General features: G+C 73.4%; 21 protein-coding genes. 9 read left to right on the top strand and 12 right to left on the bottom strand.

Annotated elements, in window-relative coordinates; translation table 11 throughout:
* Window positions 1-112: 112 nt before the first annotated feature.
* The 3 genes from IE267_RS14530 (at window position 113) to IE267_RS14540 (ending at window position 4,468) form a co-directional block, all read left to right on the top strand.
* Window positions 113-1,015: an RNA polymerase sigma factor SigF gene (locus IE267_RS14530; protein WP_229861174.1), complete on the top strand. Its 903-nt coding sequence runs from the start codon at window positions 113-115 to the stop codon at window positions 1,013-1,015.
* A gap of 143 nt (window positions 1,016-1,158) precedes the next feature.
* On the top strand, window positions 1,159-2,304 hold the full coding sequence (locus IE267_RS14535) for a DegT/DnrJ/EryC1/StrS family aminotransferase (protein WP_189763747.1): 1,146 nt from the start codon (window positions 1,159-1,161) through the stop codon (window positions 2,302-2,304).
* Window positions 2,297-4,468 carry a lipopolysaccharide biosynthesis protein gene (locus IE267_RS14540; RefSeq protein ID WP_189763527.1) on the top strand — a complete coding sequence of 724 codons (2,172 nt, stop codon included), beginning with the start codon at window positions 2,297-2,299 and terminating at the stop codon, window positions 4,466-4,468. Before IE267_RS14535 ends, IE267_RS14540 begins: the two co-directional genes overlap by 8 nt.
* Here the strand turns inward: IE267_RS14540 and IE267_RS14545 are convergent.
* The 5 genes from IE267_RS14545 to IE267_RS14565 form a co-directional block, all read right to left on the bottom strand.
* Window positions 4,449-4,847, bottom strand: coding sequence for a hypothetical protein (locus IE267_RS14545; protein ID WP_167152901.1), 399 nt, complete (start codon window positions 4,845-4,847; stop codon window positions 4,449-4,451). The genes IE267_RS14540 and IE267_RS14545 overlap by 20 nt on opposite strands.
* A gap of 164 nt (window positions 4,848-5,011) precedes the next feature.
* Window positions 5,012-6,925, bottom strand: coding sequence for a hypothetical protein (locus IE267_RS14550; protein ID WP_229861176.1), 1,914 nt, complete (start codon window positions 6,923-6,925; stop codon window positions 5,012-5,014).
* A 174-nt stretch (window positions 6,926-7,099) separates the two neighbouring features.
* Window positions 7,100-7,876, bottom strand: coding sequence for a polysaccharide deacetylase family protein (locus IE267_RS14555; protein WP_229861243.1), 777 nt, complete (start codon window positions 7,874-7,876; stop codon window positions 7,100-7,102).
* A 23-nt stretch (window positions 7,877-7,899) separates the two neighbouring features.
* Window positions 7,900-9,153: a glycosyltransferase family 2 protein gene (locus IE267_RS14560; protein WP_229861245.1), complete on the bottom strand. Its 1,254-nt coding sequence runs from the start codon at window positions 9,151-9,153 to the stop codon at window positions 7,900-7,902.
* Between the two features lie 139 nt (window positions 9,154-9,292).
* Window positions 9,293-10,414: a GNAT family N-acetyltransferase gene (locus IE267_RS14565; RefSeq protein ID WP_229861177.1), complete on the bottom strand. Its 1,122-nt coding sequence runs from the start codon at window positions 10,412-10,414 to the stop codon at window positions 9,293-9,295.
* Between the two features lie 209 nt (window positions 10,415-10,623).
* Here IE267_RS14565 and IE267_RS14570 point away from each other — a divergent pair, with 209 nt between their 5' ends.
* Window positions 10,624-10,935 carry a hypothetical protein gene (locus tag IE267_RS14570; RefSeq protein WP_190027078.1) on the top strand — a complete coding sequence of 104 codons (312 nt, stop codon included), beginning with the start codon at window positions 10,624-10,626 and terminating at the stop codon, window positions 10,933-10,935.
* Window positions 10,936-11,397: 462 nt separating this feature from the next.
* On the opposite strand, the gene hutI is transcribed toward IE267_RS14570, so the two are convergent.
* From hutI to hutU, 4 genes are all read right to left on the bottom strand, one after another.
* Window positions 11,398-12,564 (bottom strand): imidazolonepropionase, encoded by a 1,167-nt coding sequence (gene hutI / locus IE267_RS14575; RefSeq protein WP_167152900.1) that lies wholly within the window; start codon window positions 12,562-12,564, stop codon window positions 11,398-11,400.
* A gap of 229 nt (window positions 12,565-12,793) precedes the next feature.
* Window positions 12,794-14,134 (bottom strand): formimidoylglutamate deiminase, encoded by a 1,341-nt coding sequence (locus IE267_RS14580; protein WP_189763528.1) that lies wholly within the window; start codon window positions 14,132-14,134, stop codon window positions 12,794-12,796.
* Window positions 14,125-15,315 carry an allantoate amidohydrolase gene (locus IE267_RS14585; RefSeq protein ID WP_189763751.1) on the bottom strand — a complete coding sequence of 397 codons (1,191 nt, stop codon included), beginning with the start codon at window positions 15,313-15,315 and terminating at the stop codon, window positions 14,125-14,127. The genes IE267_RS14580 and IE267_RS14585 overlap by 10 nt, the downstream gene beginning before the upstream one ends.
* A 293-nt stretch (window positions 15,316-15,608) precedes the next feature.
* Window positions 15,609-17,273: a urocanate hydratase gene (gene hutU / locus IE267_RS14590; RefSeq protein ID WP_189763529.1), complete on the bottom strand. Its 1,665-nt coding sequence runs from the start codon at window positions 17,271-17,273 to the stop codon at window positions 15,609-15,611.
* 115 nt (window positions 17,274-17,388) lie between these two features.
* Here hutU and IE267_RS14595 point away from each other — a divergent pair, with 115 nt between their 5' ends.
* The 5 genes from IE267_RS14595 (at window position 17,389) to IE267_RS14615 (ending at window position 21,030) form a co-directional block, all read left to right on the top strand.
* On the top strand, window positions 17,389-18,735 hold the full coding sequence (locus IE267_RS14595) for a type III PLP-dependent enzyme domain-containing protein (protein ID WP_189763530.1): 1,347 nt from the start codon (window positions 17,389-17,391) through the stop codon (window positions 18,733-18,735).
* 222 nt (window positions 18,736-18,957) lie between these two features.
* Window positions 18,958-19,359: a hypothetical protein gene (locus IE267_RS14600; RefSeq protein ID WP_167159467.1), complete on the top strand. Its 402-nt coding sequence runs from the start codon at window positions 18,958-18,960 to the stop codon at window positions 19,357-19,359.
* Window positions 19,359-20,159 (top strand): transcriptional regulator, encoded by an 801-nt coding sequence (locus IE267_RS14605; RefSeq protein ID WP_189763531.1) that lies wholly within the window; start codon window positions 19,359-19,361, stop codon window positions 20,157-20,159. Before IE267_RS14600 ends, IE267_RS14605 begins: the two co-directional genes overlap by 1 nt.
* A 38-nt stretch (window positions 20,160-20,197) precedes the next feature.
* Window positions 20,198-20,599 (top strand): roadblock/LC7 domain-containing protein, encoded by a 402-nt coding sequence (locus tag IE267_RS14610; protein ID WP_189763532.1) that lies wholly within the window; start codon window positions 20,198-20,200, stop codon window positions 20,597-20,599.
* 56 nt (window positions 20,600-20,655) lie between these two features.
* The gene (locus IE267_RS14615; protein ID WP_167159464.1) at window positions 20,656-21,030 is read left to right on the top strand and encodes a hypothetical protein; all 375 of its coding nucleotides are present in this window, start codon (window positions 20,656-20,658) and stop codon (window positions 21,028-21,030) included.
* A gap of 55 nt (window positions 21,031-21,085) precedes the next feature.
* Here IE267_RS14615 and IE267_RS14620 read toward each other — a convergent pair whose 3' ends face one another.
* From IE267_RS14620 to IE267_RS14630, 3 genes are all read right to left on the bottom strand, one after another.
* Window positions 21,086-21,652 carry a hypothetical protein gene (locus tag IE267_RS14620; protein ID WP_189763533.1) on the bottom strand — a complete coding sequence of 189 codons (567 nt, stop codon included), beginning with the start codon at window positions 21,650-21,652 and terminating at the stop codon, window positions 21,086-21,088.
* 316 nt (window positions 21,653-21,968) lie between these two features.
* Window positions 21,969-22,808 carry a MurR/RpiR family transcriptional regulator gene (locus IE267_RS14625; protein ID WP_161248381.1) on the bottom strand — a complete coding sequence of 280 codons (840 nt, stop codon included), beginning with the start codon at window positions 22,806-22,808 and terminating at the stop codon, window positions 21,969-21,971.
* Between the two features lie 28 nt (window positions 22,809-22,836).
* Window positions 22,837-24,336 (bottom strand): aromatic amino acid ammonia-lyase, encoded by a 1,500-nt coding sequence (locus tag IE267_RS14630; protein WP_189763534.1) that lies wholly within the window; start codon window positions 24,334-24,336, stop codon window positions 22,837-22,839.
* Between the last annotated feature and the right edge of the window lie 60 nt (window positions 24,337-24,396).

Consider the following 24,396-nt stretch of genomic DNA (forward strand, 5'->3'; position numbering starts at 1 on the left):
GTAGGGGTAGTAGAGACAGCTATTCAACACGACCGGCCACGGAGGCGCCGCACACCGCGGACAACACGTATGGGCATCGGCAGCCATATGCCGAGAACGATGGAGGAGACCCATGTCACCCCGGCTCGACGAATCGATTGCGGATACGTCGATCAAGCAGGAACCGCAGGACATCCGCCCCCCACATGCACGATCGCACGAAACCGAGGGACTTGAGGGACTTCCCGATATCCCGCCCTACGCCGAGGTCGGCCCCGTCGACGCGCGGGCACTGTCGAAGACGCTCTTCGCCCGCCTGCACGCACTCGAAGAGGGCACCCCCGAGCACGCCTACGTGCGCAACACCCTGGTCGAACTGAACCTCGCCCTGGTGAAGTTCGCCGCATCGCGCTTCCGCACCCGCAGCGAGCCGATGGAAGACATCGTCCAGGTCGGCACGATCGGCCTGATCAAGGCGATCGACCGGTTCGAGTTCGACCGCGGAGTGGAGTTCCCCACCTTCGCGATGCCGACCATCGTCGGCGAGATCAAGCGCTTCTTCCGCGACACCTCCTGGTCGGTGCGGGTCCCGCGCAGGCTCCAGGAGCTCCGTCTGGACCTCGCCAAGGCGGGCGACGAACTCGCCCAGCAGCTTGACCGCTCGGCCACGGTGGGCGAGCTCGCCGAACGCCTCGGCATCACCAAGGAAGAAGTCGTCGAAGGCATGGCGGCGAGCAACGCGTACACCGCGAGCTCGCTGGACGCCCAGCCCGAGGAGGACGACGCCGAGGGCGCGCTGAGCGACCGCATCGGCTACGAGGACCACGACCTCGAAGGCGTCGAGTACATCGAGTCGCTGAAGCCGTTGATCGCCGAACTGCCCGCGCGGGACCGGAAGATCCTGTCGCTGCGCTTCGTCGCCAACATGACGCAGTCCGAGATCGGCGAGGAGCTCGGCATCTCCCAGATGCACGTCTCCCGGCTGCTCTCGCGCACCCTGCGCAAGCTCCGCAAGGGGCTGACCGTCGAGGAGTGAGCACAGCTGTCCGAAGGGCCCGCACCGTCAAGGTGCGGGCCCTTCCGCGTTGTTGACGAAGCGGTGCGCACTGGGTCACATTGAGCGCTGGGCCTGCGGGGGTCTGGGGGGACTTCATGGCGTACGAAGAGGTCGAGGCGCCGATGCGCGAACGGCTGGGGCGCGAGTGCCTCTACGTGCCGTCCTGCCGGCTCGGGCTCTATCTGGCACTCAGGCACTGGTGCCCGCCGGGCGGCCGGGTGCTGATGTCCCCGGTCAACGACGACGTCATCTTCTTCGTGGTCCTCGCGGCCGGGCTGCGGCCCGTACAGGCGCCGCTCGACCCCCTGGACGGCTCCCTCGACCTGGCGGCCGTGCCGGACGCACTCTGGTCCGGGCTGTCCGCCGTCCTGACCACCAACCTGTACGGCAACCCCGACCCCGCGCCCGAACTGGCCGCCCGCTGCGCCCGGTCGGGCATCCCGCTCATCGAAGACGCGGCCCACGCCATCGGCAGCGAGCGAGACGGCCGCAAGGTCGGCACCTTCGGGCAGGCCGCCGTCTTCAGCCTCTCCAAGCACACCGCGGCCAAGGCGGGCGGCTTCCTCGCGCTCGCCGACCCCGGCCTGCGCGAAACACTCGCCAAGTCGCGCGACGCGCTCCTCACCCCCCGCCGCTCACGCGCCGAACTCGCCTACTGGGCAAGGCCGTACGCCGAGTCGGCCGTACGCGGGCTCCGCCTGGCGCCCGCCGCCCGGTCGGTGCTCAGGATGCTCGGGCAGCAGGAGCGCGAGGACATCCGGATGGAGCTGCGCCCCGAGGAGCTGGCCCGCGCCCTCGCCGCCGCGCCCGGTCTCGGCGCCTTCCACTCCTGGGCCCGGGTCGACATGCACGACTACCGGGCGACCCCGGGAAGGGGCCGGCTCGCCAGGATCGGGCGGAAGCTGGCGAGGCTCGACGGCGTGCTCGACGCCCACCGCCGGGGTGCCGAGCTACTGCTCGCCACCGAGTGGGCGCGGCCCAAGCCGGGGCCCGTCCAGCCGCTGTTCCGCGTTCCGCTGCTCGTCGAGGACCGCGACGCGGCCCGCGCGGCGCTCGCCGGGCAGCGGATCACGGTGGGCTATCTGTACGACCCGCCGCTCGACGACTACGCGGGCGAGGCCTTCACCGATCCGTCGCCCGCGCCCGAGGCCGGCCGCTGGTTCGCCCAACACGCCCTGCCCGTCGACCCGTTGAAGGCCGACCGCACCATCGAGGTGCTGCGCGCGGCGGGCGTCCGGCCCGCGAGGGGCGGCCCCGCCGGTGTCTGACACGGCAAGAACCGGGATCGAGGACGGCATCGCCGGGCCGGCCGACCAGGCCGTCCCGGACGGCGGCGAGCCCACCGGCGGCGACTCGATGTTCCGCAACGCCTACGCCCTCATGCTGTCCACCGCCGTCTCGGCGGCGCTCGGCCTCGGTTTCTGGCTGGTCGCGGCCCGCTACTACAGCGAGGAGGCGGTCGGGCAGGGCTCGGCGGCCATCGCCGCGATGAAGCTCCTCGCCTCGATCACCGCCACCACCATGATCGGCGCGGTGGTCCGCTACGTGCCGCGCGCCGGGCGCTCCACCTCGATGCTGGTGCGCCGCGCCTACCTCGCCAGCACGGTCGTGGTCACGGTGGCCTGCGTCGCCTTCCTCTTCTCGCTGCCCCTGTGGGGCCCCTCGTACGAGCCGCTCGCCGGGCTCACCGCCGGGGCGGTCTTCACGGTGTCGTCGGTGGCCTGGGCGATCCTGACCCTCCAGGACGGCGTGCTCACCGGGCTGCGCAAGGCGATCTGGGTGCCGGTCGGCAACGCGGTGTTCTCGCTCGGCAAGCTGCTCCTGCTCGCCGTGTTCTCGGCGCTCGCCCTCGGCGTCTTCGTGTCGTGGGCCGCGTCGACGGCGCTGTCGATCCTGCCGCTCGGCTGGCTGATCTTCCGTCGGCTGATCCCGGCGCAGGCCGCCGCCGACCGCGACCGCCCGGTCCCCGAACTCCGCGAGATCGGCCGCTTCCTGGCCGGCGACTCGGTCGGGGCGCTGTTCTCGCTCGCCATGATCAACCTGCTGCCGGTGATGGTCGCGGTGCGTTTTCCCGCAGCCCAGAACGGCTTCTTCTTCATCGCCTACACGGTCGGCGGGACCATGGAGTTCATGGCCATCAACATGGCCTCCTCGCTGACCGCGCACTCCTCGCACAGCCCCGACAAGCTCGCCGACGGAGTGCGCGGCGCCCTGCGCCGCATGGCGCTGCTGCTCATCCCGGTGGTCCTCTTCCTGGTCCTGTTCGCCCGCCGCATCCTCGGCCCCTTCGGCGACGACTACGCCCAACACGGCACGCTGGTCCTCCAGTTGCTCGCCGCCGCCGCGATCCCCCGGGTCGCCGTCGAGCTGTACATCGGGGTGCTGCGCGTCCAGGGCCGCACCGGGATGCTGGCGATCCTCCAGGGCGCGATGTGCACCCTGGTCCTCGGCAGCGCCGCGGTGCTGCTCGGCGTGTTCGGCATCTCCGGCGCGGGCTGGGCCCAGCTGTGCGCGATGACCGTGATGGCCCTGTGCTGCGTGCCCGGGCTGCGCGGCGCCCTCGCGGGCCGCGCCGCCATCCGCACCCCGAACGCCGCCAAGTCACCAGAATTCGGAACGAGTTGGGCACTGAAGGCGCAGGCGGCCAGGACCGAGGAGGCCCAGGCGTACGGCACGCGCTGGGCCACCCAGACCGCGTATCTGCGCGGCGGCATGGACACGGCGACGCCCGCGCTCGGCATCCCCGTGTACGTTCCCGGGGCGCACCCGGAGCAGGGCTCGGCGACGACCCTGCATCTGCGCCTGCCGCCCGACCCGGCGGCCCGCGAGAGCGACGAATCGCGTCTCACCACCGCCCTGTGGCTGCTGCTCGGCCTGGCCGCGGGCCTGTTCTGGGTCCCGCTCTCGCGCGCCGCGGACACGGCGGGACCGCGGCTCAACGGCACCGGCCTGCTGCACGCGCTGCCGCCGGTGAGCCTGACCGCGGGGGTGCTGCTCATCGTGGTGTGCAGCGCGGCGGTGTCCCTCTACCGGCCGCGCCCCGGGCTCCTCGTGGCCGGGCTGTGGGTGACGGTGGCGGCCCTGCACACCGCCCCGGTCATCCTCGGCGTACCGCCCGAGCGCCTGTCGGGCCCCTGGCACACCCCGCTCGCCCGCTTCCTGTCCGAGACGGCGGGCCTGAGCGGCCCGTCCGGCGTGGAGCGCTGGGCCCCGATGGTCCTGCAACTGCTCTGCCTGGCCCTGGCGACGGTGGCGCTGCGCGCCCTGCGGGTGCACTGGCGGATCACGGCGGTCGTGGTGTGGGTGCTCGCGGTCGCGGGCTGGGCGGCACAGCGGACGTTCGCCGGGGTGGCGCTGCCGGTGTTCGCCGGCCTGTGCGCGGTGACGGCGGCGGCGCTGGTACACCGCCACTTCAGCCCCCCTCGTGCTTGACCCGCTTCGTACGCTCCACGGCGCCCCGGGTCGCGGCCGGCAGCGGCAGCCCCGGGAAGGCGCAGGCCACGGTGGTGAAGGCGGCGAGGGAAACGAGGAAGGCGGTGGCCGAGAAGCCGTGCACGAGGAAGAGGCAGGTGGACACGAGCGCGCCGAACGAGAGGCTGAGCGGGGCGGCGAGGGCGAGCGCCTCCAGTCTCGCCCCGGGGCGCAGCTCCCGCGGCTGCGGGTAGAGCAGGGCCAGGCCGGGGCCGAGGCTCACGTACAGCAGGACGGGCAGCCAGCGGGCCGGGGTCGCGGCGGGCAGCGCGGTCGCGGCGAGTGCGGCCCAGCCGGACAGGGCGAGGATGGCTCTGAGCTGGTTCTGCCTGACCGTCATGGCGACCTCCGAATCGTGGATGGGTGGACCCTCAAGTCCCGCGTCCTGCGCGGCGGGACCCTCCCGGGGAGGGTGCGCCGGCTGCGGACCGCGGGTGGCCGGTCGCACGGTTCCCCCGCACCCCTGGCCGTGCTGGGTGCTGGGCACCTTCCGCCCGGCAGGGGCTAGGTGGGGCGTGGGGGGACGTATTGGAGGACCACTCCGTAGGCGCTCCGCTCGATCACCCGGAACCTCGGCGAAGCCTCCAGCTTGGAGCGCAGCTCCGCGAAGCCGCCGGGGGGGAGCAAACCCTCCCCCGCCGTGTAGACGTCCTGCGTCCGCGTGAGGATGAAGTACACCGGCCGCCCGTCCCGCGGGAGTTGCGGCTCCAGATACCCCACCGGGTCCCGCAGCATGATCGCGTTCTGCGGCTCCTCCTGCTCGGCCACGTACCAGTGCTCCAACTGGTCGTAGCGGTGCAGCGCCTGGGGGAAGGAGCCGGTGACCGCGAGGATCATCGAGCCCTTGGGCGCGCTGTCGAGGACCCGGGTCACCATCGCCGTCTCGGCGGGCGGCGTGTAGTACATCCGCTCCTTGCCGTAGTACGCGGGAACGAACCCGGCCACGAGCAGCACGAGCACCACCGGCAGTGCGACGGCCGCGACCCGTCGGCGCACCAGGGGGCTGATCCGCCCGTCCCCCTGCCCGGCCGCCGCCGGCACGAGGGCCGCCGCCGCGAAGAACGCCGCGCCGGGCAGCCCGAACAGATAGACCCGGAACAGCATTTCGCCGCCGTAGTCGTTGACGGCGAACAGCGGCACCGGCGCCACCGACACCAGGAGCAGCGGCAGCGCGCTCTTCACCAGCTTGCGCCGCAGGACGACCGCGATCGCCGCGAGGACCGCCACCACCAGAACCATCACGATGTCGGCCCGGCCCTGCAACACCGGCCCGGAACCGGTGAGTTCACCCGCGTATCCGGCCCGTGAGTTGTTGAGGAGGTTGCCTACGGACTCCTTGAGGGAGGACAGGGTCTCCACGAACAGCGGGCGCCCCATCGTGACGTCCCAGATCAGCATGATCACGGCGGTGACGGCGAGCAGCCCGGGGTTGCGGTAGCGCCGGGTCAGGTTGAGCGCGAACAGGGCGACGCACAGCATCACCGGGGTGAGCTGGTGGGTGAAGTTGATGGCGGCGATCAGCGGGGCCAGGATCGCGACGCAGACCGCGCGCTGGCGCCCGGTGGTGGGCGGCGGGACGCTCGCCGCCGCCGGGTCGAGATGGGCCCGTGAGCGCAGTTCGCCCGCGGCGCCGGGCCGTACGAAGTGGCGGAAGACCACGGCCAGTACCGCCAGGTCCAGGATCAGCGCCATGCCCTGGGGCGAGAAGTAGTCCTGGCCGACCCAGTTGGCCACCTCGAAGATCCACACCCCGGTCCACACCAGACGCCAGTCCTCGGCGAAGGTGCGGTAGATCAGGACGAGCACCGGGATGAGGACGACGCCGTAGAACAGCGGGGCCCAGTTGAGGTACGACGCCGCGGTGTCCACGCCGAAGGCGCGCACCAGGCCCGCGTTGAGCGTGAAGAAGCCCGGCCACTGGTCGTACGCGGCCATGTTCCCGGACAGCGGCACGCCCGGCCGCAGTTCCTGGTTGGCCAGGAGGTGGTTGACCACCGCGTCGTGCTTGGACGCCCACGGGTAGCGCACCGAGTCGTACAGGATCGAGGTGGGCGCCTTGAGGGCGAAGAGCAGGGCGACGCTGTAGAGACCGGGCCACCAGGGCGCGGTGCCGGCCCGCCGCAGGCTGACCACGAAGCCGCCGGTCAGGACGGCGAGCGAGAGGTAGAACGCGGCGGGCAGCCGATCGATCAGGCCCCAGTCGTCCATGTGCCGGAAGTCGATGCCCGCGAGCGAGTACGCCCACAGGGCGGTCGCGAGCACCAACGGCAGCCAGGTGAACAGGATCTGAGGATGTATCAGGTCCGGCAGGGAACGGCGCTGGGCGCCCTTCGCCGGACCGTCCGCCCGTTCGCCGACCGCGTCACCGGGGGGTGGCTGCGCGCTCCCCTGCACCAGCGCGGGCACACGATGCTGCACAGTGCGACTCCCCCCACGAATGTGGTCACGGCCGTCACGCCGCGGTCCCCTGACTGTCACCTTCGAGCGGAGCACTCCGGGAAGTACTCCGGGCGAAGCGCTGCGAGCGAAGTAGAAGTATAGGAACACTCTTCGCTTCGGTGTGGCTACACCGCGGACGCCTTCCGGACCCGCTCACCCGGCGAAGACCGGGCCCTTCACGAGGGCTCTGGTCCGGCGGTAGCACCGCCAGCCCACCGTCATCGGCGAGTCGTTGTACGGGGCGGCCCGCGCCCCCTCCCCGCGCATCCACGCCGTCACGTCGGCGGGCGTGTGGCTCCGCCGCACGATGAGCCGGGCGATGCGGTACGCCTCGTCGCGCTCCGAGCTGAGCGCGTGCCGCACCGCGACGGCCGTCGTGTAGCCCGCGGCGCGCGCGGCCCGGCGCACGGCACGGCTGTTGTAGCCGTGCGGGTAGGCCAGGTGGTCGATGCGGTGCCCGAGCGCGTCCTCCAACTCGGCCTTGCAGTCGCCGAGTTCCCTGCGCAGCGCCCGCGGCCCGAGGGTGTCGAGCTGCGGGTGCGAGACGGTGTGGGCGCCGACTTCCATCCCGTACTCCTCCAGGAGCCCGGCCCGGTCGAGGGTCATCATCGGCGCGGGCGGCAGCAGACAGCGCCGCCCGGGCGTGAGCGCGCCGGTGGTGAGGTAGGCGGTGGCGGGCATGCCCCGAACGGCGAGCGCCTCGGCGGTGCGGCCCGGCAGGTCGGCGAAGCCGTCGTCGAAGGTGAGCACGACCGGCCGGGGCGGCAGCGGGGCCCGCCCGGCGAAGTGGGCGGCCAGCGTCCCGATGGTCACCGGTGTGCGTCCGCTGTCGCGGATCGCGTCGAGGTGGGCCGCGAACTGCCGTGGCACGACGGTGAATTCGGCGATCCACGCGGGCGGGTCGTCCATCACCGCGTGATACAGGAGCACCGGGATGCGCGGTGCTGCCGCGCTCACCGCGCCACCTCCCACGGCAGCCGGTGGCCGCGCACCCGGCGCCGGGCCCGGAGGTAGCCGAGCGGCCCGTACAGCATGCCCCGGCGCTCCAGGCGGGACAGCGAGCGCGGCCAGGGGTGACTGTGCGAGCCGTGCTCGCCGGGGACGGCCTGTTCCCCCGCGTCGCGATGGGCGCTGATGGCGAGCGCGTGCGCGAGGCCGCGCGGCACCCGGGCGAGCAGTGCGGGCAGCAGCGCCGGGCGGCGGGCGATGATCGCGGTGAGGTAGGCGGTGAGCCCGGCACCGTAGCCGTACGCCTGGTTCTCCAGGTCCTGCCAGGTCTCGCGGTGGTGGTGCCAGACCAGGGCCTCGGGCGTGTAGCTGAGCCGGTGGCCCGCGACGACGACCCGGGCGAAGGCGTAGAGGTCGTCGCCGCCCCTGGCCGGGGTGCCGGTGCCGGTGGCCGGGTCGAAGCCGCCGACCGCGCGGATGACGTCCGCGCGGAAGGCCATGTTGGCGCCGGAGCCGAACCGGCCCGCCGTGAAGGGGAACAGCGGCTCGTCGGGCGGGGGTGTGCGCGGGTCGAAGTGGCGGGGTGCGAAGCCCTTGGTGAAGCCGCCGTGGCTCTCCAGGAGGATCTGCGCGGGCGTGGTGAGGCGGGCGGGCAGGATCAGACCGGTCGCGCAGCCGAGCCGGGGGTCCGCCGCGAAGGGCGCGGCGAGCGAGGAGAGCCAGCGCCGGTCGGCGATCACGTCGTCGTCGGTGAACGCGAGGATCTCGCCGCGGGCGGCGGCGACGCCCCGGTTGTGGGCGGCGGCGAGACCCGGCACGGGCTCGACCTCGTAGCGGACGCCGAGCCGGGCGTAGCGCCGCTCGATCAGCTCGCGCGTCCGGTCGGTCGCCGGGTTGTTGTCGACGACGACGATCTCGTGGTCGGGGTGGTCCTGGGCGAGCAACGAGTCCAGGGCGCGGGCGAGTTGACCGGAGCGCTCCCGGGTCGCGACGATCACGCTGGCACGGGCCGGCGTCGGCGCGGGCGCGGCCCGCTCCTCGGGCACGAACCCGGTGAGCTGCTTACGGGCCGCCGCCGCCAGCACCCCGGCCGCGTCCTCCCCGTGGTGCACCCGCCCGAGGACCGTCCCGACCGGCCGCCCCCGCAGCCGGACCAGGACGTAGACCTCGCCGGAGCCGATGGGCGGCCCGCCCGGCGCGGGTGTCAGGGACAGCACGTCCCCGTCGAGCCCGTCGAGGTCCAGTTCACCGACGCCGATCCCCTGTCCGGCGCCGCGCTGTCTCTCCAGGTCCTGGGCCCGTGGCCGCTGCGATGCCTGCGACGGTCTGTCCGACACTGTGCTTTCCCCCCGTGCTCCGGGTCTTCCGATGGCCTCGACGGCCGCGCCCCGACTTGGGCTAGCTTCCGGCGCCGCGCAACCGTGCGGCCCGCTTGAGGCTGCGCTGCGCGAACTCGGCGAGCCTCGGCCGTTCCCGTACGAACCCGTGGGCCCGGCGGGAGGGCTCCCGGCCGATCCAGTGCAGCAGCGCGCCCGTGCCGGGCCGGGTGGCGGCCCCCTCGTACACCGGTATCTCGCCGGTCTTCAGGGCCTCCTTGTACTCGGCGGCCCCCCGCCCGAGGTCCAGCATCCCGATGCCCTCGGCGGCGGCGGCCTGCGCCATCCGCAGATGGAGCACGAGGCCGGGCGAGTACTTGGCGTACTCCGGGTCGTACGCCGGGAACCAGCAGGCGAGGACGGTGCGCGAGCGCAGCCCGAAGTGGGCGGCGACCGGCGCGTCCCCGGCGTACAGCACCGAGAGCACCCCCGAGCAGCCGGGCGCACGGGTGTGGGCGAGCTGGTGCACCAGGGTGCTGATCCACTCCTGGGCGAACCGGTCGCGCCGCCCGGTGCGGCGGTACTGCGCGGACTTCCACTCCATGAGCCGGGCCAGCGCCGCCGGGTCCCGCTCGTCGAAGACGAACCGGACCTCGCCCGCCTGCCGCCCGAGCCTGCGTTCCTTGGCCGTGGTGGTCCTGAAGAACTTCGGCGACCGCTCCCGGAGGACCGTTTCGTACGCCGCGTATCCGGCTCCCACGTCGATCACGAAGGAGGCGTACTCGGCGGCGGCCTCCGCCACGAACAGGGACTGGCCGTCCTCCAGATTGTCGAACTCCCAGGAGGAGAGCCCACAGGAGCGCAGCAACTCGCCGACACTGAGAGCCAGTTGGGGTCGCGCGACGATCCCCTGACAGTCCGAGACACCCGACCCGATGGCGCGCCCCTGCCCCAACCTGCCCCGCATGTAGGGGAAGAAGGCCGCCGGCTCCCCACCCTCGTACACCACGGCCACCCGCGCCGAGGAGCGCACCCGGCCGACCGCCAGGGTGAACTCCGGTTCCATGAAAGGATTCTGCGGCGCCTGCGACTTGGCCCGCAGTTCACGCCAGATCTCCAGCTCCGCGGCGCTCAGATCGCCGGGCCTGGCCACTCTCGTGCTCCCGGCCCCCTCGGCGGCGCCGCTCCCGCGCAGACTGCTCACTTCGACCCCCCGGTCTCCCCCGAGCCACGCTGACCCAGGACGGTACCGGTCGATTTCACCCGACGGTAGGTACCCTCCCGCAGTTTGTGACCATACGGAGACGCTTGGTACGCCGTCGTCGTTTTGGCCGCTTCATGACCGGCGCGAGGGGACGGTACGGGCGGGGGCCGCCCTACGGATGGGGCGCCCGGCGTGAGCTAATGCACCGTATGAGCTACTTCATGACCGACCTGTCGGGCACCTCCGTCGAAGAGCCCGACGAGGCGACGATGCGCACGATCCTCGACGGCCTGGCCGACGCCGACGACGAGCACCCCGATGTCTCCCTGACCCATGAGAACGGCTGGTCCCTGAGCGCCTTCCCGAGCGGCGAGCTGCTCTGGCTCCTCTGGGAGAACCTCGACGAGCCGGACGCGCAGCCGCGGCAGATCTCGGGGGTGGCCAAGGACGAGGTGCTGCGGCTCTTCGGGCTGCTCGCGAAGGGTGAGACGACGGAGATCGAACGCCTGGCCGCGTCCTGAGCCCATGGGCCCGGTCCTGAGCGCCCGAGGCGGGTGTCCTGAGCCCCACAGGCGGGTCCTGAGCTCCACAGGTCGTCCGCGCTCCGGAGGCCGAGGGGCGTGCGGCGCATATTCACTGGGCAATCGCGCTCCCGTGCGCCCTCTCGGCCGGGGAACCGGCACCCCGGGTTCCGGGCGTCTTCCCGTACGTAACCGGAGGCGCAGCGGTCCGGGGAGGGCCGCGCGGGCGAAGGAGGCACAGCCGGTGGAGGAAAGGCTGTGGCAGCGGAGTTCAGTGCGGGGCGGCGGGTACGGCGGCAGTGCTGCCGTACCCGCCGCCCGGGAGCCGGATCCGGCGGTTCCCGAACGCAGGACGACCGGGCCGGCGACGGCCGCCCCGGTCGGCTCCGCCCCTCCCTCGTCCACGCCGGGGCCCGGCCCTTCCACGCCACCGGCCGGGCCCCATCAAGCCGAAGACCGTGCTCAGACCCGGTGGCCCGCCCGCCAGACCTCGCCGACCAGCGGCACGCCCGGGCGGTAGGCGAGGTGGACGTGCGAGGGCGCGTCCAGGAACGCCAGGTCCGCGCGGGCGCCGGGAGTCAGGCGTCCGATGTCGGTGCGGCGCAGTGCGGCGGCGCCGCCCGCGGTCGCCGACCAGAGCGCCTCGTCCGGCGTCATCCCCATGTCGCGTACGGCGAGCGCGATGCAGAACGGCATCGAGGACGTGAAGGACGAGCCCGGGTTGCAGTCGGTGGACAGCGCGACGGTCGCACCCGCGTCCAACAGCCGCCGCGCGTCCGGCCATTGCGCCCGGGTGGAGAACTCGGCGCCGGGCAGCAGGGTCGCGACCGTCGTGCTGTTGGCGAGCGCGTCGACGTCCGCGTCCGTGAGGTGGGTGCAGTGGTCGGCGGAGGCGGCGTCCAGCTCCACGGCGAGCTGTACGCCGGGCCCGTGGGTGAGCTGGTTGGCGTGGACGCGCGCCAGCAGCCCCTTGGCCCGGCCCGCGGTGAGGACGGCCCGCGCCTGGTCTCCGTCGAAGGCGCCCTTCTCGCAGAACACGTCGATCCAACGGGCGTACGGGGCGCAGGCGTCGAGCATCTCGCCGGTGACCAGGGCGACATAGGCCGCCGGGTCGTCGGCGTACTCGGGGGCCACGATGTGGGCGCCGAGATAGGTGACCTCGTCGGTGTGCTCGGCCGCGATGCGCAGTGCGCGGGCCTCGTCCTCGACGGTCAGCCCGTACCCGGACTTGGTCTCCTGGGTGGTCGTGCCCTGCCGCAGTGCCTCCGCGAGGTAGCGGGCGACGTTGGCGCCCAGCGCTTCGTCGCTCGCGCCGCGGGTGGCGGTGACGGTGGTGCGGATGCCGCCTGCCTGGTAGGGCCGGCCGCTCATGCGGGCGTTGAACTCCTGGGTCCGGTCGCCCGCGAAGACGAGGTGGGAGTGGGAGTCGACGAAGCCGGGGATGACGGCCCGGCCCCGCGCGTCGACGACGTCGTCGGCGTCGGGGGCCTCGGCCGTGCGGCCGGCCCAGGCGATCCGCTCGCCCTCGATGACGAGGGCGGCGTCCTCGACCAGGCCGAGGGGCCCGTCCCCCCTCTCGGGGTCGTTGGTGACGAGGCTGGCGATGTTCCGCACGAGGGTGGTGCGCATGGGTTCCTTTTCTCGTTCGTCTCCGGGTCGGCCGCTGGGGCTCCGCCCCGAACGCCGGACGGGCAGAGGTTGCCTGTGCGGGCCGGCATCGAGGCTTTTGGGGGCGCGGGGAACTGCGCGAACGGCCCCCACGGTCCGCACCCGACGAACTCTCCCCCGGAGGGTTGCGGGAAGGGGCGGGGTGGGGGATCCATCGGGGTCCGGGGCGGAGCCCCGGGGCGGTCGGGGGCTACTGCGTTCTCAGGGCGGCTACGGCCGTGGACAGGGCCGAGGCCGCATCCGGTATCAGGGCGTGGACCCCGTCCCGCACCACGACCCGGCCGCCGACCACCACGTGCCGCACGTCGGACGCCGTCGCCGCGAACACCGCGGTCTCCGCGGCGAGCCGCGGCACCGCCCCCGCCGTCCGGACGGAGTCCAGCGCGATCGTGGCGAGGTCGGCCGGGGCGCCGGGCTCGATGCGGCCGGCCTCCGGCCAGCCGAGCGCGGCGTGACCGTCGGCCGTCGCCGCCCGCAGCAGCGCGGCCGCCGTCCAGTGCCCCCGCCGCCGCGTACGGAGGCGCTCGTCGAGCTCCATCGCGCGCGCCTCTTCGAGGAGGTCGATGACGGCGTGGCTGTCGCTGCCGAGCGAGAGCGGGGAGCCCGCGCGCTGGAGGGCGACCGCGGGGCCGATGCCGTCGGCGAGGTCGCGCTCGGTCGTGGGGCACATGCAGGTGCCCGTCGCGGTGGACCCGATGAGCGCGATGTCCCCGTCCGTGAGGTGGGTGTTGTGCACGCCCGTGGTCCGGTCGCCGAGCACCCCGTGCTCGGCGAGCAGCTGCGTGGGGGTCATCCCGTGCGCGTCGAGGCAGCCCTCGTTCTCCGCGGTCTGCTCGGAGAGGTGGACGTGGAGCGGGGCCCGCCGGGCCTCGGCCCATGCGGCGACGGTGCCCAACTCCCTTGCGGGGACGGCCCGTACGGAGTGCACGGCCGCGCCGATCCGCGCGTGCCCCCGCTCCTTGAGCGCCGAGCAGCGCTCGGCCCACGCCTCGGCGGTGCCGTCCGAGAAGCGCAGCTGGTGGCGGTCGGGGGCGGCCCCGAAGCCGGAGGAGAGGTAGGCGGTGTCGAGCAGGGTGATGCGGATGCCCGCCTCGGCGGCCGCGGCGATCAGGGCCTCGCCCATCGCGTTGGGGTCGTCGTAGGGGGTGCCGTCCGGAGCGTGGTGCAGATAGTGGAACTCGCCGACGGCGGTGATCCCGGCGAGCGCCATCTCCGCGTACACCGCGCGGGCGAGCGCGTGGTAGGAGTCCGGGGTGAGCCGGGACGCAACCTGGTACATGATCTCGCGCCAGGTCCAGAACGTTCCCGAGCCGACCTGCACGGTGGAGCGCAGGGCCCGGTGGAAGGCGTGCGAGTGGGCGTTGGCGAGCCCGGGCACGGTGAACCCGCGCAGCACCACCGCGCCGGGCGGCGGTGCCTCGACTCCCGTGCGCACGGCGGAGATCCGGCCGTCGTCGGCGACCTCCACGGCCACGCCCGGCTCGACCACGGGGTCGAGCCAGGCGTGTTCGAGCCAGTACGTCACCTGCACGCCAGACCCTCCAGTACATCGGCGAGCGCGAGCACCCCGGCGACGCAGTCGTCCTCGCCGGCGAACTCGGCCGGGGAGTGCGAGACGCCGGTGGGATTGCGTACGAACAGCATGGCGGTCGGGATCGAGCCGGACAGGATTCCGGCGTCGTGTCCCGCGCCGGTGCCGAGCACCGGGGTGTGACCGCCGAGGATCTTGGCGATCTCGTCCCGCAGGGCGTGCTCGAACTCCACGACGGGCGTGAACGACTCCCGTACGACGTCGAGATCCACGCCGTCGCGCTCGGCGCGCTCCTTGGCGGCCCGCTCGATCGCGGCGACGACCGTGTCCAGGGTGGACTGGTCGGCGGCCCGCGAGTCGAGCCAGCCGCGCACCATCGAGGGGATGGCGTTGACGCCGTTGGGCTCGCAGGAGATCTTGCCGAACGTGGCGACCGCGCCCGCGAGTTCGGCCTCGCGGCGGGCGGCCAGGACCGTCTCGGCGTACGTCAGCATCGGGTCGCGGCGGTCGACCAGGCGGGTGGTGCCCGCGTGGTTGGCCTCGCCCGCGAAGTCGAACCGCCAGCGGCCGTGCGGCCAGATGGCGGAGGCGATGCCCACGGCGTCGCCGCTCAGGTCGAGCGCGCGGCCCTGTTCGACGTGCAGTTCCACGAACGCGCCGATGCGGGCGAGGCGTTCGGGGTCGGCGCCGATGGCGTCCGGGTCGTATCCGGCCCGCTCCATGGCCTGCGCGAGGCTGATCCCGTCCTGGTCGCGCAGGCGGTGCGCAGCCTCGGCGGTGAGCTGTCCCGCAGCGAGCCGGGAGCCGACGCAGGCGAGTCCGAAGCGGGCGCCCTCCTCGTCGCCGAAGTTGGTGATGGCGAGGGGTCGGGTCAACTCCGTTCCCCTGCGCCGCAGTTCATCGAGTGCGGCGAAGGAGGACACCACACCGAGGGGGCCGTCGAAGGCGCCGCCGTCCGGGACGGAGTCCAGGTGCGAGCCGGTGACGACGGCGTCGCCCGCCGCCGGGTCACCGGCCCAGGCCCACTGGTTGCCGTTCCGGTCCAGTTCGTAGGTGAGCCCACGGGACTCGGCCTGCGCCCGGAACCAGTCCCGGCAGTCGGCGTCGGCCCCGGTCCAGGCGTGCCGGCGGTAGCCGCGGGTTTGGCTGTCGCGGCCGATGGGTTGGAGCTCGCGCCACATCTCCTGAAAGGAGGCCCCCGTCGCGGGCTGCGATCCGGCCGCGGACCGTACGCGGCCGGTCGCGCCGTTCCCCGCGCCCCTGGCGGCATTGGAAGCAGACGCCCCCGCGGCCCCGGCCGGGTCGAGGGCGTTGCCTTCGGCTGCGGACCGTACGTCGCCGGTCGCGCCGTTCCCCGCGCCCCCAAGGGGCATTTCAGCCTGTCCGGCGTTTGAGGACGAGCGCCCTTCAGGCGCGAACGGGGTCCGGGGCGGAGCCCCGGGGCGCCGTCCGGCCGGGGTCGGAGAGGGAGAGGTCACTCGCTCTCACCCTCCCGCATGGGAACGCGCACGCCCTTCTCCGCCGACACCCGCTCCGCGATGTCGTACCCGGCATCGACATGCCGGATGACACCCATCGCGGGGTCGTTCGTGAGGACGCGCCGGATCTTCTCGCCCGCCAGCTTCGTGCCGTCCGCCACCGAGACCTGGCCCGCGTGGATGGAGCGGCCCATGCCCACACCGCCACCGTGGTGGATGGACACCCAGGACGCGCCGGAGGCCACGTTGACCATGGCGTTCAGGAGCGGCCAGTCGGCGATCGCGTCGGAGCCGTCGAGCATCGCCTCGGTCTCACGGTACGGGGAGGCCACCGAACCGCAGTCGAGGTGGTCGCGGCCGATCGCGAGCGGGGCCGCGAGCGTGCCGTTGCCGACCATGTCGTTGAACATGTCGCCCGCCTTGTCGCGCTCGCCCTGGCCGAGCCAGCAGATCCGCGCGGGCAGACCCTGGAAGTGGACCCGCTCACCCGCCATCTTGATCCAGCGGTGCAGCGACTCGTTCTCCGGGAACAGGTCCAGGAGCGCCTTGTCCGTCTTGTGGATGTCGGACGCCTCGCCCGACAGGGCCGCCCAGCGGAAGGGGCCCTTGCCCTCGCAGAACAGCGGGCGGATGTAGGCCGGCACGAAGCCGGGGAAGTCGAACGCCCGCGCGTAGCCCGCCAGTTGGGCCTCGCCCCGGATCGAGTTGCCGTAGTCGAAGACCTCGGCGCCGGCGTCCATGAAGCCGACCATCGCCTCGACGTGCTGCGCCATGGACTCGCGCGCGCGAGTGGTGAAGCCCGCCGGGTCCTTCGCCGCGTACGAGGCCATGTCGTCGAAGTCGACGCCGACGGGGAGGTACGCGAGCGGGTCGTGGGCCGAGGTCTGGTCGGTCACGATGTCGATCGGGGCGCCCTCGGCGAGCATCCGCGGGAGGAGTTCCGCCGCGTTGCCGAGCAGGCCGATGGAGAGCGGGCGGCGGGCGTTGCGAGCCTCGACGGCGAGCTGGAGGGCGTGTTCGAGGGAGTCGGCCTTCACATCCAGGTAGCGGTGCTCGATGCGGCGCTCGATGGCGCGCGGGTCGACGTCGATACAGATCGCGACGCCGTCGTTCATCGTCACGGCGAGCGGCTGGGCGCCGCCCATGCCGCCGAGCCCGGCGGTCAGGGTGATCGTCCCCGCCAGCGTGCCGTGGAACTTCTTCGCGGCGACCGCGGCGAACGTCTCGTAGGTGCCCTGGAGGATGCCCTGGGTGCCGATGTAGATCCAGGAGCCGGCCGTCATCTGGCCGTACATCGTCAGGCCGAGGGCCTCCAGACGGCGGAACTCCTCCCAGTTGGCCCAGTCGCCGACGAGGTTGGAGTTGGCGATCAGGACGCGGGGCGCCCACTCGTGCGTCTGCATGACGCCGACGGGCCGGCCCGACTGGACCAGCATCGTCTCGTCCTGCTTGAGGGTGCGCAGCGTACGCACCATCGCGTCGAAGGAGCGCCAGTCGCGGGCGGCCTTGCCGGTGCCGCCGTAGACGACGAGCTTGTCGGGGTGTTCGGCCACCTCGGGGTCGAGGTTGTTCTGGAGCATGCGCAGCGCGGCTTCCTGCTGCCATCCCAGGGCGCTCAGTTCCGTACCGCGCGGTGCCCGTACGGGGCGGGGTCCTGACATGGCGATGCCTCCTCGTGACCTGATCCAGTTATTCACATCCTGGGATACTGAATAGAACTAGTCAATAGCGGCGTAGGCTCTGCGGGCGGCCCGCCCCGGTGATTGGCTTGATCGCATGACTTCCCAGGCAACGCCCTCCGCGGCCAAGGGCGCCGCGGCCGAGCGCCGCGATCAGGCCGTGCGGGCCGCGGTGGAGCAGGGTCTGGCCGGGCCGGACGCCCCCATCGTCGCCCTCCTCGACGCCACCGGCATCCGCACCGGCGCCGCAGCCCTGCGGGACGCCTTCGCCGCCGTCACCGACGCCCCCGTGCTGCACGCGTTCGCCGTGAAGGCGTGCCCCCTCGTGCCGGTACTCCGGCTGCTGCGCGCGGAAGGCCTCGGCGCCGAGGTCGCCAGCCCCGGCGAGCTCGCGCTGGCCCGGGCCGCGGGAATGACCGCCGCCGACACCGTGCTCGACTCCCCCGCCAAGACCCCCGCCGAGCTGCGCGAGGCGCTCGCCCTCGGCATCGCCGTGAACGCGGACAACCCGCAGGAGCTGGCCCGCATCGACGCGTTCATGACGTCGGCGCCCAGCGCCTCGCCCGTGGGCCTGCGGGTCAACCCCCAGCTCGGCGCCGGGTCCATCGACGCACTGTCCACGGCGACGGCCACGTCCAAGTTCGGCGTCGCGCTGCTCGACGACGGCGCGCGTGACCGGGTGGTCCGGGCCTACCGCGAGCGCCCCTGGCTGACCCGGCTGCACACGCACTCGGGCTCGCAGGGCGTGGCGCTCCCCCTCATGGCGCAGGGCGTCAAGGTCGCGTACGAGCTCGCCGAGGAGATCAACGCGGCGGTGGGACGCCGACAGGTCGACACCATCGACATCGGCGGAGGACTTCCGGTCAACTTCGGCTCCGACGAGGAGACACCGACGTACGCCTCCTACGCCCGTCTCCTCAAGGAGGAGGTGCCGGGTCTGTTCGACGGCCGGTACGGCCTGGTGACCGAATTCGGCCGCTCGCTGCTCGCCAAACACGGCACGGTGCTCGCCCGGGTCGAGTACGCGAAGAGCTCGGGCGGCCGCCCCATCGCGGTCACCCACGCCGGGGTGCAGATCGCCGCCCGCACCGTGTACGCGCCGGCCTCCTGGCCGCTGCGGATCGCGGCGTACGACGCGAAGGGCCGGCCCAAGACGGGCCCGTCCGTCGCCCAGGACATCGCGGGCCCCGCCTGCTTCGCGGGCGATCTGCTCGCCGAGAACCGCCCGCTGCCGCTGCTCGAACAGGGCGACTACACAGGGGTTTTGGACACGGGCGCCTACTATTTCGCCCATCATTACTCCTACAACTCCCTGGCCAGGCCCGGCGTTTACGGCTTCACGGCCACCGCCGAGGGTGTCCGGTTCGCGACCGTGCGCGATCCCCAGCCCATCGAGGACCTGGTCGCGGAGGCGGGCGGCGCCCACACCGACGGGCTCCTGTGACCACCCGGGCGTAGCGCTCCTCGCCCCGAACTGCCGCTCCCGCACCAGGAGTTCGGTTTCCGCTCAAAGGGCCGCACCCTAGCCAAGCGGGGCATGCGCCGCTGGAAAATGCCAGAACTCCCACCAGCGGTTGCAACGGTGCGTAACGTCTTGGTCGCTGCCGCACGCTCGTTCCGGCGGCCCTTTGTGACATCCATGCGCCGCGCCGGGAGGGGGTTCCGCGTGCCCGGAATCGACGAGTGCCTGCTTGAGGCGATGCTGCTCCCCGGGGCGCTCGGGGCGGGCGTGGCCGACTGGACGAGCGGGCTCGCGCTCGGCGCCATCGGCCAGGCGCCCGGCGGGGACCACGAGGCGACGGCCGCCGAGACCGCCGAACTGGCGCGTACGGCCGCCGAACACCCCGGGTTCGGCACGCACGCGGAAGGCGCCGCGGGCCCGGCGGCCACCGGGCCGCCCGTCGAGGACCTGATCATCACCACCCGTACCGCCTATCACGTGCTCTGCTTCGTCGAGACGGCCTTCGACAGCAGCGTGTTCCTGCATCTGTGGCTGGACCGCGAGGAGGGCAATCTCGCGCTCGCCCGGCTGCGGCTTCGCGATCTGGCCGAACGGCTGGTGCTGTGATGAGCACCGCGATACAGAAGCCGCCCCGGGAGGCGCGGCACGGCGTCTCCCCCATGCTGGTCCGCCTGGTCACCGAGCGGGCCACCGGTGCCCTGCTCCGGGACCGGGGCACCCTGTACCTCTGCGACGGCCAGGTGGTCCACGCGGAGAGCCCCGCGGCGCCCGGCATCGACGTGCTGCTCACCGCCGCGGGGCGGCTGCGCCCCGAGGGCTGGCAGGAGGCGGTGGACCGGGCGGGGCCGCGCGGCCGGGTCGGCCGGTTCCTGGTGGAGAGCGGCCAGGTCGGCGACGGCGAGCTGGAGATGTGCCATCTCGCCGCGCTGCACGACGCGGCGTTCTTCGCACTCGCCCCCACCAGCGGCCCCACCCGCTTCCGGTACGGCGTCGCCCACTGGATGGGCCCGGTCAGACCGGTGCCCGCCGAGGCGGTGGAGCGGGAGGCCGCTCGCCGCCGGGAACTCCTGGAGGCGATCTGGCGCTGCCCCGACCTGGACACCGCCCCCGTCGTGCGCAGCACGCGCCCGCCGGACGCGCCGCTCACCCCGCGCCAGCGGGCGGTGCTCGCCCTGGCCGACGGGGTGCGCACCCCGCTGGACATCGCGCGGCTGCTCGGCCGGCCCGCCTTCCACACCCTGGTCGACATGCGCAGGCTGGCGGCCTTCGGGGCCGTCGAGTCCCCGCGCGCCCCCGCGCCGCCACCGGACACCCACGCCTGGGCCGCCCGGATGGCCGCCGAGACGACCACCCCCGATGTGGCGCTGCTGCGGCGGCTGCGCGACGCACTGGAGGCCACGCTGTGATCCGCGCACTGCGGCAGCGTGCCGAGAGGAGACAGCTCATGGCGGCCGAGACGGAAGTCGCCGAAGTCCTCGAAGAACTGCGGCGGTTGAGGGCCCGACTGCCCCAGCTCACCGGCGCGCTGGCGGCGAGCGCCGACGGTTTCGTGCTCGCCCAGGACGGCGCGGCCGATGCCGTCGAAGGGGTCGCGGCGCTCACCGCGGCGGCCCTCGGCGTCGCACAGCGGCTGACCGAGACCACCGGACAGGGCGGCTTTCGCGAGCTCCTCGTACGCGGCGAGACGGGTTACGTCGCGACGTACGCGGCGGGCTGCAACGCCGTGCTCACCCTCCTCGCGGAGCCCCGCGTCAACGTCGGCCGGCTGCACCTCGAAGCCCGCCGCTCCAGCACGCGCGTCGGCGAGCTGATCGACGGCGCCCTCGACCGGCAGGAGAACCCATGAACGGCACCGGCACACCGAGCCGGAACAGCCCCCGAAGGAAAGGAACGACGACACCCATGAGCAACACCGAAACCACGCTCAAGGAAGCGATGACCTCGATCGAGGGCGCCCTCGGCGCGGCCCTCGTCGACTACAGCAGCGGCATGGCGCTCGGCACGCTGGGCGGCGGCAAGGAGCTCGACCTGTCGGTCGCCGCGGCGGGCAACACCGATGTGGTGCGCGCCAAACTGCGGACCATGGAGATGCTCGGCCTCAAGGACGAGATCGAGGACATCCTGATCACGCTCGGCACCCAGTACCACCTCATCCGGCTCCTCAAGGGCCGCGGCAACAGCGGTCTGTTCCTCTACCTCGCCCTGGACAACAAGCGGGCCAACCTGGCGATGGCCCGCCACCAGCTGAAGAAGATCGAGGACGCGCTGGAGGTGTGAACTCCCGCCCCCCTAAGGGGCTGGAGGTGTGAACTCCCGCCCCCTCACGGGCCGTTCAGCGACGCCGCGCCCCGCCGGGCGCGGCGTCGCCCGCACCGGGGCCCGTCGTCCGAAAACCCCGTACCGCCTTGCCCACCGGCGCTCCGCGCGGCACCCAGTCGGTACGGACCCACAGCAGCGCGTCGGCGGCGTGCTCGGTCCGGCCGAGCCAGGCCGCCTTGAGCCGGAGCCCGACGCCCGCGCCCGCCATCAGCAGGCCGCCCGCGCCCGGCAGTGCGAAGGACGACCCGGCCGCCGCCACGAAGGCGAGCAGCAGCCACCAGCGCCGCGCCCGCCGCCAGGTGCGCACGGTCACGGCCCGGTCCTGGAGGAAGTCCGCCTTGGCCGCGCGGGACGCGGCCCCGGCGAAGTGCGTATAGCGCCGCCGCCGGGCCCCGAACACGACGGCCGCGGCCACGATGAACAGGGCCGCGCCCGCGAGCAGCCCGATCCGGCGGCCCGCCAGGCTCACCGGGAGCGCCGCCCCGAGTGCCGCGGCCAGCAGGCCGAGCCACCACAGCGGGGCCGCCCCGGCCCGTACGACCACCGCCACGCGCGCGAGCGCGACGCCTCCGCGACCCATGTCTCCGCTCCTCCGTGCCTCGAACCGATTGGCGCGGAGGTTAGCCGGGCAATCTGAGCGGTTTGTGAGAGGGGTGCGTTCGGCTGCGGACGGTGCGTGGCCGGTCGCGTGGTTGTCCCCCACCCCGCCCCTTCCCTAGACCCTCCGGGGGAGAGTTCTTCGGCTGCGGACCGTGGGGGCCGTTCGCGCAGTTCCCCGCGCCCCTAGCAGCGCCGGGTGCGGGGCATTTCAGCCCGTCCGGCGTTTGAGGACGAGCGCCCTTAAGGCGCGAACGGGGGTCTGGGGGCGGAGCCCCAGGACGCGGGGCTCGGGGGCGCTACTCCACGAACAGCCCCCGCGCGGCGGCCCGCGCGTCGAACTCCTCCAGGCGGGCCTGCGCGTCCGGCAGGTCGTCGCACATGGCCTCCAGAAGGACCCGGCCGAGCAGCATCGGCGCGCACGCCGTGTCGAAGGCGAGCCCGGTGCCGACCGCCGCCGGGATCAGCAGGTCGCTGTACTTGGCGACCGGCGCGAACGCCGAGTCGGCGACGGTCACCACGGTGAGCCCCGCGGACTGCGCGTACGCGAGCGCCTCCACGACCTCCTTGGGATGGCGCGGCAGCGCGAAGCACAGCAGCGCCGACGCGCCCGCCCGCAGGGCCGCGTCGATCCGGTCGGCCAGCATGGTGCCGCCCTCGTCGAGCAGCCGGACGTCCGGGTGGACCTTGGCGGCGAAGTAGGCGAAGCCGCGGGCCTGCGAGGAGGCCGCGCGCAGGCCGAGCACGGGCAGCGGCCGCGATGCCGCGAGGAGCCGGCCCGCGTTCTCGACCGGGCCCGGGTCGGCGAGCAGTCCGGCCAGGTGCTGGAGGTTCTCGATCTCGGCCCGCACCGCCTGCTGGTACTCGTTGTACGAGGTCTCCACGGCCGCCTCGGCCGCGGCGGGAGCGACCTCGCGCAGATGGCGGCGCAGCGCCGGATAGCCGTCGAAGCCGAGGGCGACCGCGAAGCGGGTCACCGACGGCTGGCTGACCCCGGCGAGTTCGGCGAGCTCGACACTGGACAGGAACGGCACGTCGGCGGCGCGGCGCACCATGCAGTGCGCGATGCGCCGCTGGGTCGGGGTGAGCCGGTGCCCCTCGAAGAGCTGTTGCAGCCGTGCGGCAGGGCCCTCGCTCATGCCGTCCCCCTTCATGCGTGCCTGTCCTTCATGCGTGACTGTCCTTGAACCGGTCGAGCAGTACGGCCGCCCGGTCGACGTCGTCGGTCAGCGGCCGGTCGGTGACATCCTCGTCGAGCACCGCGTCCGCGAGCGCGTACGCCCGCCCGACCGGGAGCTCCGGGTCGGGGCGCAGCCCGCGCTGGCGCAACGCCCGTACCGCGGCGACGAGTTCGCACCCCACCACGAGCCGGAGCGCCCCGCCGAGCCGCAGTGTCTGGCGGGCCGCGAGCGAGGCGAAGCTGGCCTGCTCCTCGACGCCCCGAGAGAGTACAGCGTGGCCGAGCGAGGCCGGGGCGGCGAAGGCCCGCAGATCACCGAGGGCGGCGCCGGCCGCGTACTCCAGGATCATCACGCCCGACGAGGCGGCCTCGCCGTCCGAGAGGAAGGGCTTGAGCCGGGTGTAGGCGGGCTCGTTGAGCGCGGACAGGCGCGAGGTGGACAGTCGCGCGACCTGGGTGACCGAGAGCCTGAAGTGGTCGAGTGCCAGGGCGAGTTGGGCCAGGTAGAAGCCGCCGTGGTGGTAGGCGGCGAGGTCGTCGGACGAGATCAGCGGGTTCTCGGCGGCGGCGTTGATCTCGACCGCCAGCACCCGCTCCAGGGCGTCGGCCGCGTCGTGCGCGGGCCCGTGGATCTGCGGCAGACAGCGGAAGCCGTACGGGTCCTGGATGCGGCCGAGCGGCGGGGTGGGCCGTTCGGGGGCGCCGAGCAGTTCGCGCATGCGGGCGGCGGTGGCGTAGGAGCCGGGGTGCGGGCGGGCCGCGTGCACCGGCTCCGCGTACGCCTCGTACGAGCCGTCGACCGCGAGCAGCGAGAAGGCGCCGACGATCTCGGTGGCCGCGATCAGGCGGCGCAGTTCGTCGAGGGCGAGCGCGGCTTGGCCGAGGGTGAGCGCGTTGGAGCTGATCAGGGCGAGGGCGTCGTTGTTGTCGAGGGGCTGCGCCTCGGGCTCGGGGCCGCCCTGCCAGGGGTGTTCACCGGCGAGCGCGAGGCCCACCTGGGAGAGGGCGGCGATGTCCCCGGTGCCGACCGAGCCGAACTCGTTGACCACCGGATGCGCCCCGGCCTCCAGGGCCTCGCACAGCGCGCCGACGACGGTGGGGCGCAGGCCCGCGCCGCCGGCCAGCAGCTGGTTGGCCCGCACCGCGAGCATCGCGCGGACCTCCCGGGCGGGCAGCGGGGCGCCGATCGCCCCGGCGTGGCTGCGCAGCAGGCGAAGCCCGTGCCCGGCGGCGGCTTCGGTCGGCACGGCCTCGCTGCGGTTGGCGCCGACGCCGGTCGAGCGGCCGTACACCCGCCCGGAGGCGGCGAGTTCACGGGCGGTGTGCCAGGCGTGCTCGGCGCGGCGCATCGCCTCGGCTCCGGGCACCGGGCGGGCGGCGCCGTCGGCCAGCCGGACGACGTCGGCGACCGGCAGGGTCTCGCCGTCGAGGACGACGATCCCGGCCGCCGAATCCTTCGAGGCGTCCACGACGTGGGACGACAACATGCGCGAACACCACCATTTCCGGACGCGGCGACAACGGCCCGGGTGCGAGCCATTGACAAG

It is taken from the genome of Streptomyces xanthochromogenes (assembly GCF_014650455.1).
Classification (GTDB): domain Bacteria; phylum Actinomycetota; class Actinomycetes; order Streptomycetales; family Streptomycetaceae; genus Streptomyces; species Streptomyces xanthochromogenes.

What these genes read in the sequence shown, in the direction of transcription:
- IE267_RS14595 (WP_189763530.1), top strand. Translation starts at nt 17,389, where the DNA reads ATGACTTCCCAGGCAACGCCCTCCGCGGCCAAGGGCGCCGCGGCCGAG.
- IE267_RS14615 (WP_167159464.1), top strand. Translation starts at nt 20,656, where the DNA reads ATGAGCAACACCGAAACCACGCTCAAGGAAGCGATGACCTCGATCGAG.
- hutU (WP_189763529.1), bottom strand. Translation starts at nt 17,273, where the DNA reads ATGTCAGGACCCCGCCCCGTACGGGCACCGCGCGGTACGGAACTGAGC.
- IE267_RS14545 (WP_167152901.1), bottom strand. Translation starts at nt 4,847, where the DNA reads ATGACGGTCAGGCAGAACCAGCTCAGAGCCATCCTCGCCCTGTCCGGC.
- IE267_RS14620 (WP_189763533.1), bottom strand. Translation starts at nt 21,652, where the DNA reads ATGGGTCGCGGAGGCGTCGCGCTCGCGCGCGTGGCGGTGGTCGTACGG.
- IE267_RS14535 (WP_189763747.1), top strand. Translation starts at nt 1,159, where the DNA reads ATGCGCGAACGGCTGGGGCGCGAGTGCCTCTACGTGCCGTCCTGCCGG.
- IE267_RS14605 (WP_189763531.1), top strand. Translation starts at nt 19,359, where the DNA reads ATGAGCACCGCGATACAGAAGCCGCCCCGGGAGGCGCGGCACGGCGTC.
- IE267_RS14570 (WP_190027078.1), top strand. Translation starts at nt 10,624, where the DNA reads ATGAGCTACTTCATGACCGACCTGTCGGGCACCTCCGTCGAAGAGCCC.
- IE267_RS14610 (WP_189763532.1), top strand. Translation starts at nt 20,198, where the DNA reads ATGGCGGCCGAGACGGAAGTCGCCGAAGTCCTCGAAGAACTGCGGCGG.
- IE267_RS14630 (WP_189763534.1), bottom strand. Translation starts at nt 24,336, where the DNA reads ATGTTGTCGTCCCACGTCGTGGACGCCTCGAAGGATTCGGCGGCCGGG.
- hutI (WP_167152900.1), bottom strand. Translation starts at nt 12,564, where the DNA reads ATGCGCACCACCCTCGTGCGGAACATCGCCAGCCTCGTCACCAACGAC.
- IE267_RS14585 (WP_189763751.1), bottom strand. Translation starts at nt 15,315, where the DNA reads ATGTGGCGCGAGCTCCAACCCATCGGCCGCGACAGCCAAACCCGCGGC.
- IE267_RS14530 (WP_229861174.1), top strand. Translation starts at nt 113, where the DNA reads ATGTCACCCCGGCTCGACGAATCGATTGCGGATACGTCGATCAAGCAG.
- IE267_RS14625 (WP_161248381.1), bottom strand. Translation starts at nt 22,808, where the DNA reads ATGAGCGAGGGCCCTGCCGCACGGCTGCAACAGCTCTTCGAGGGGCAC.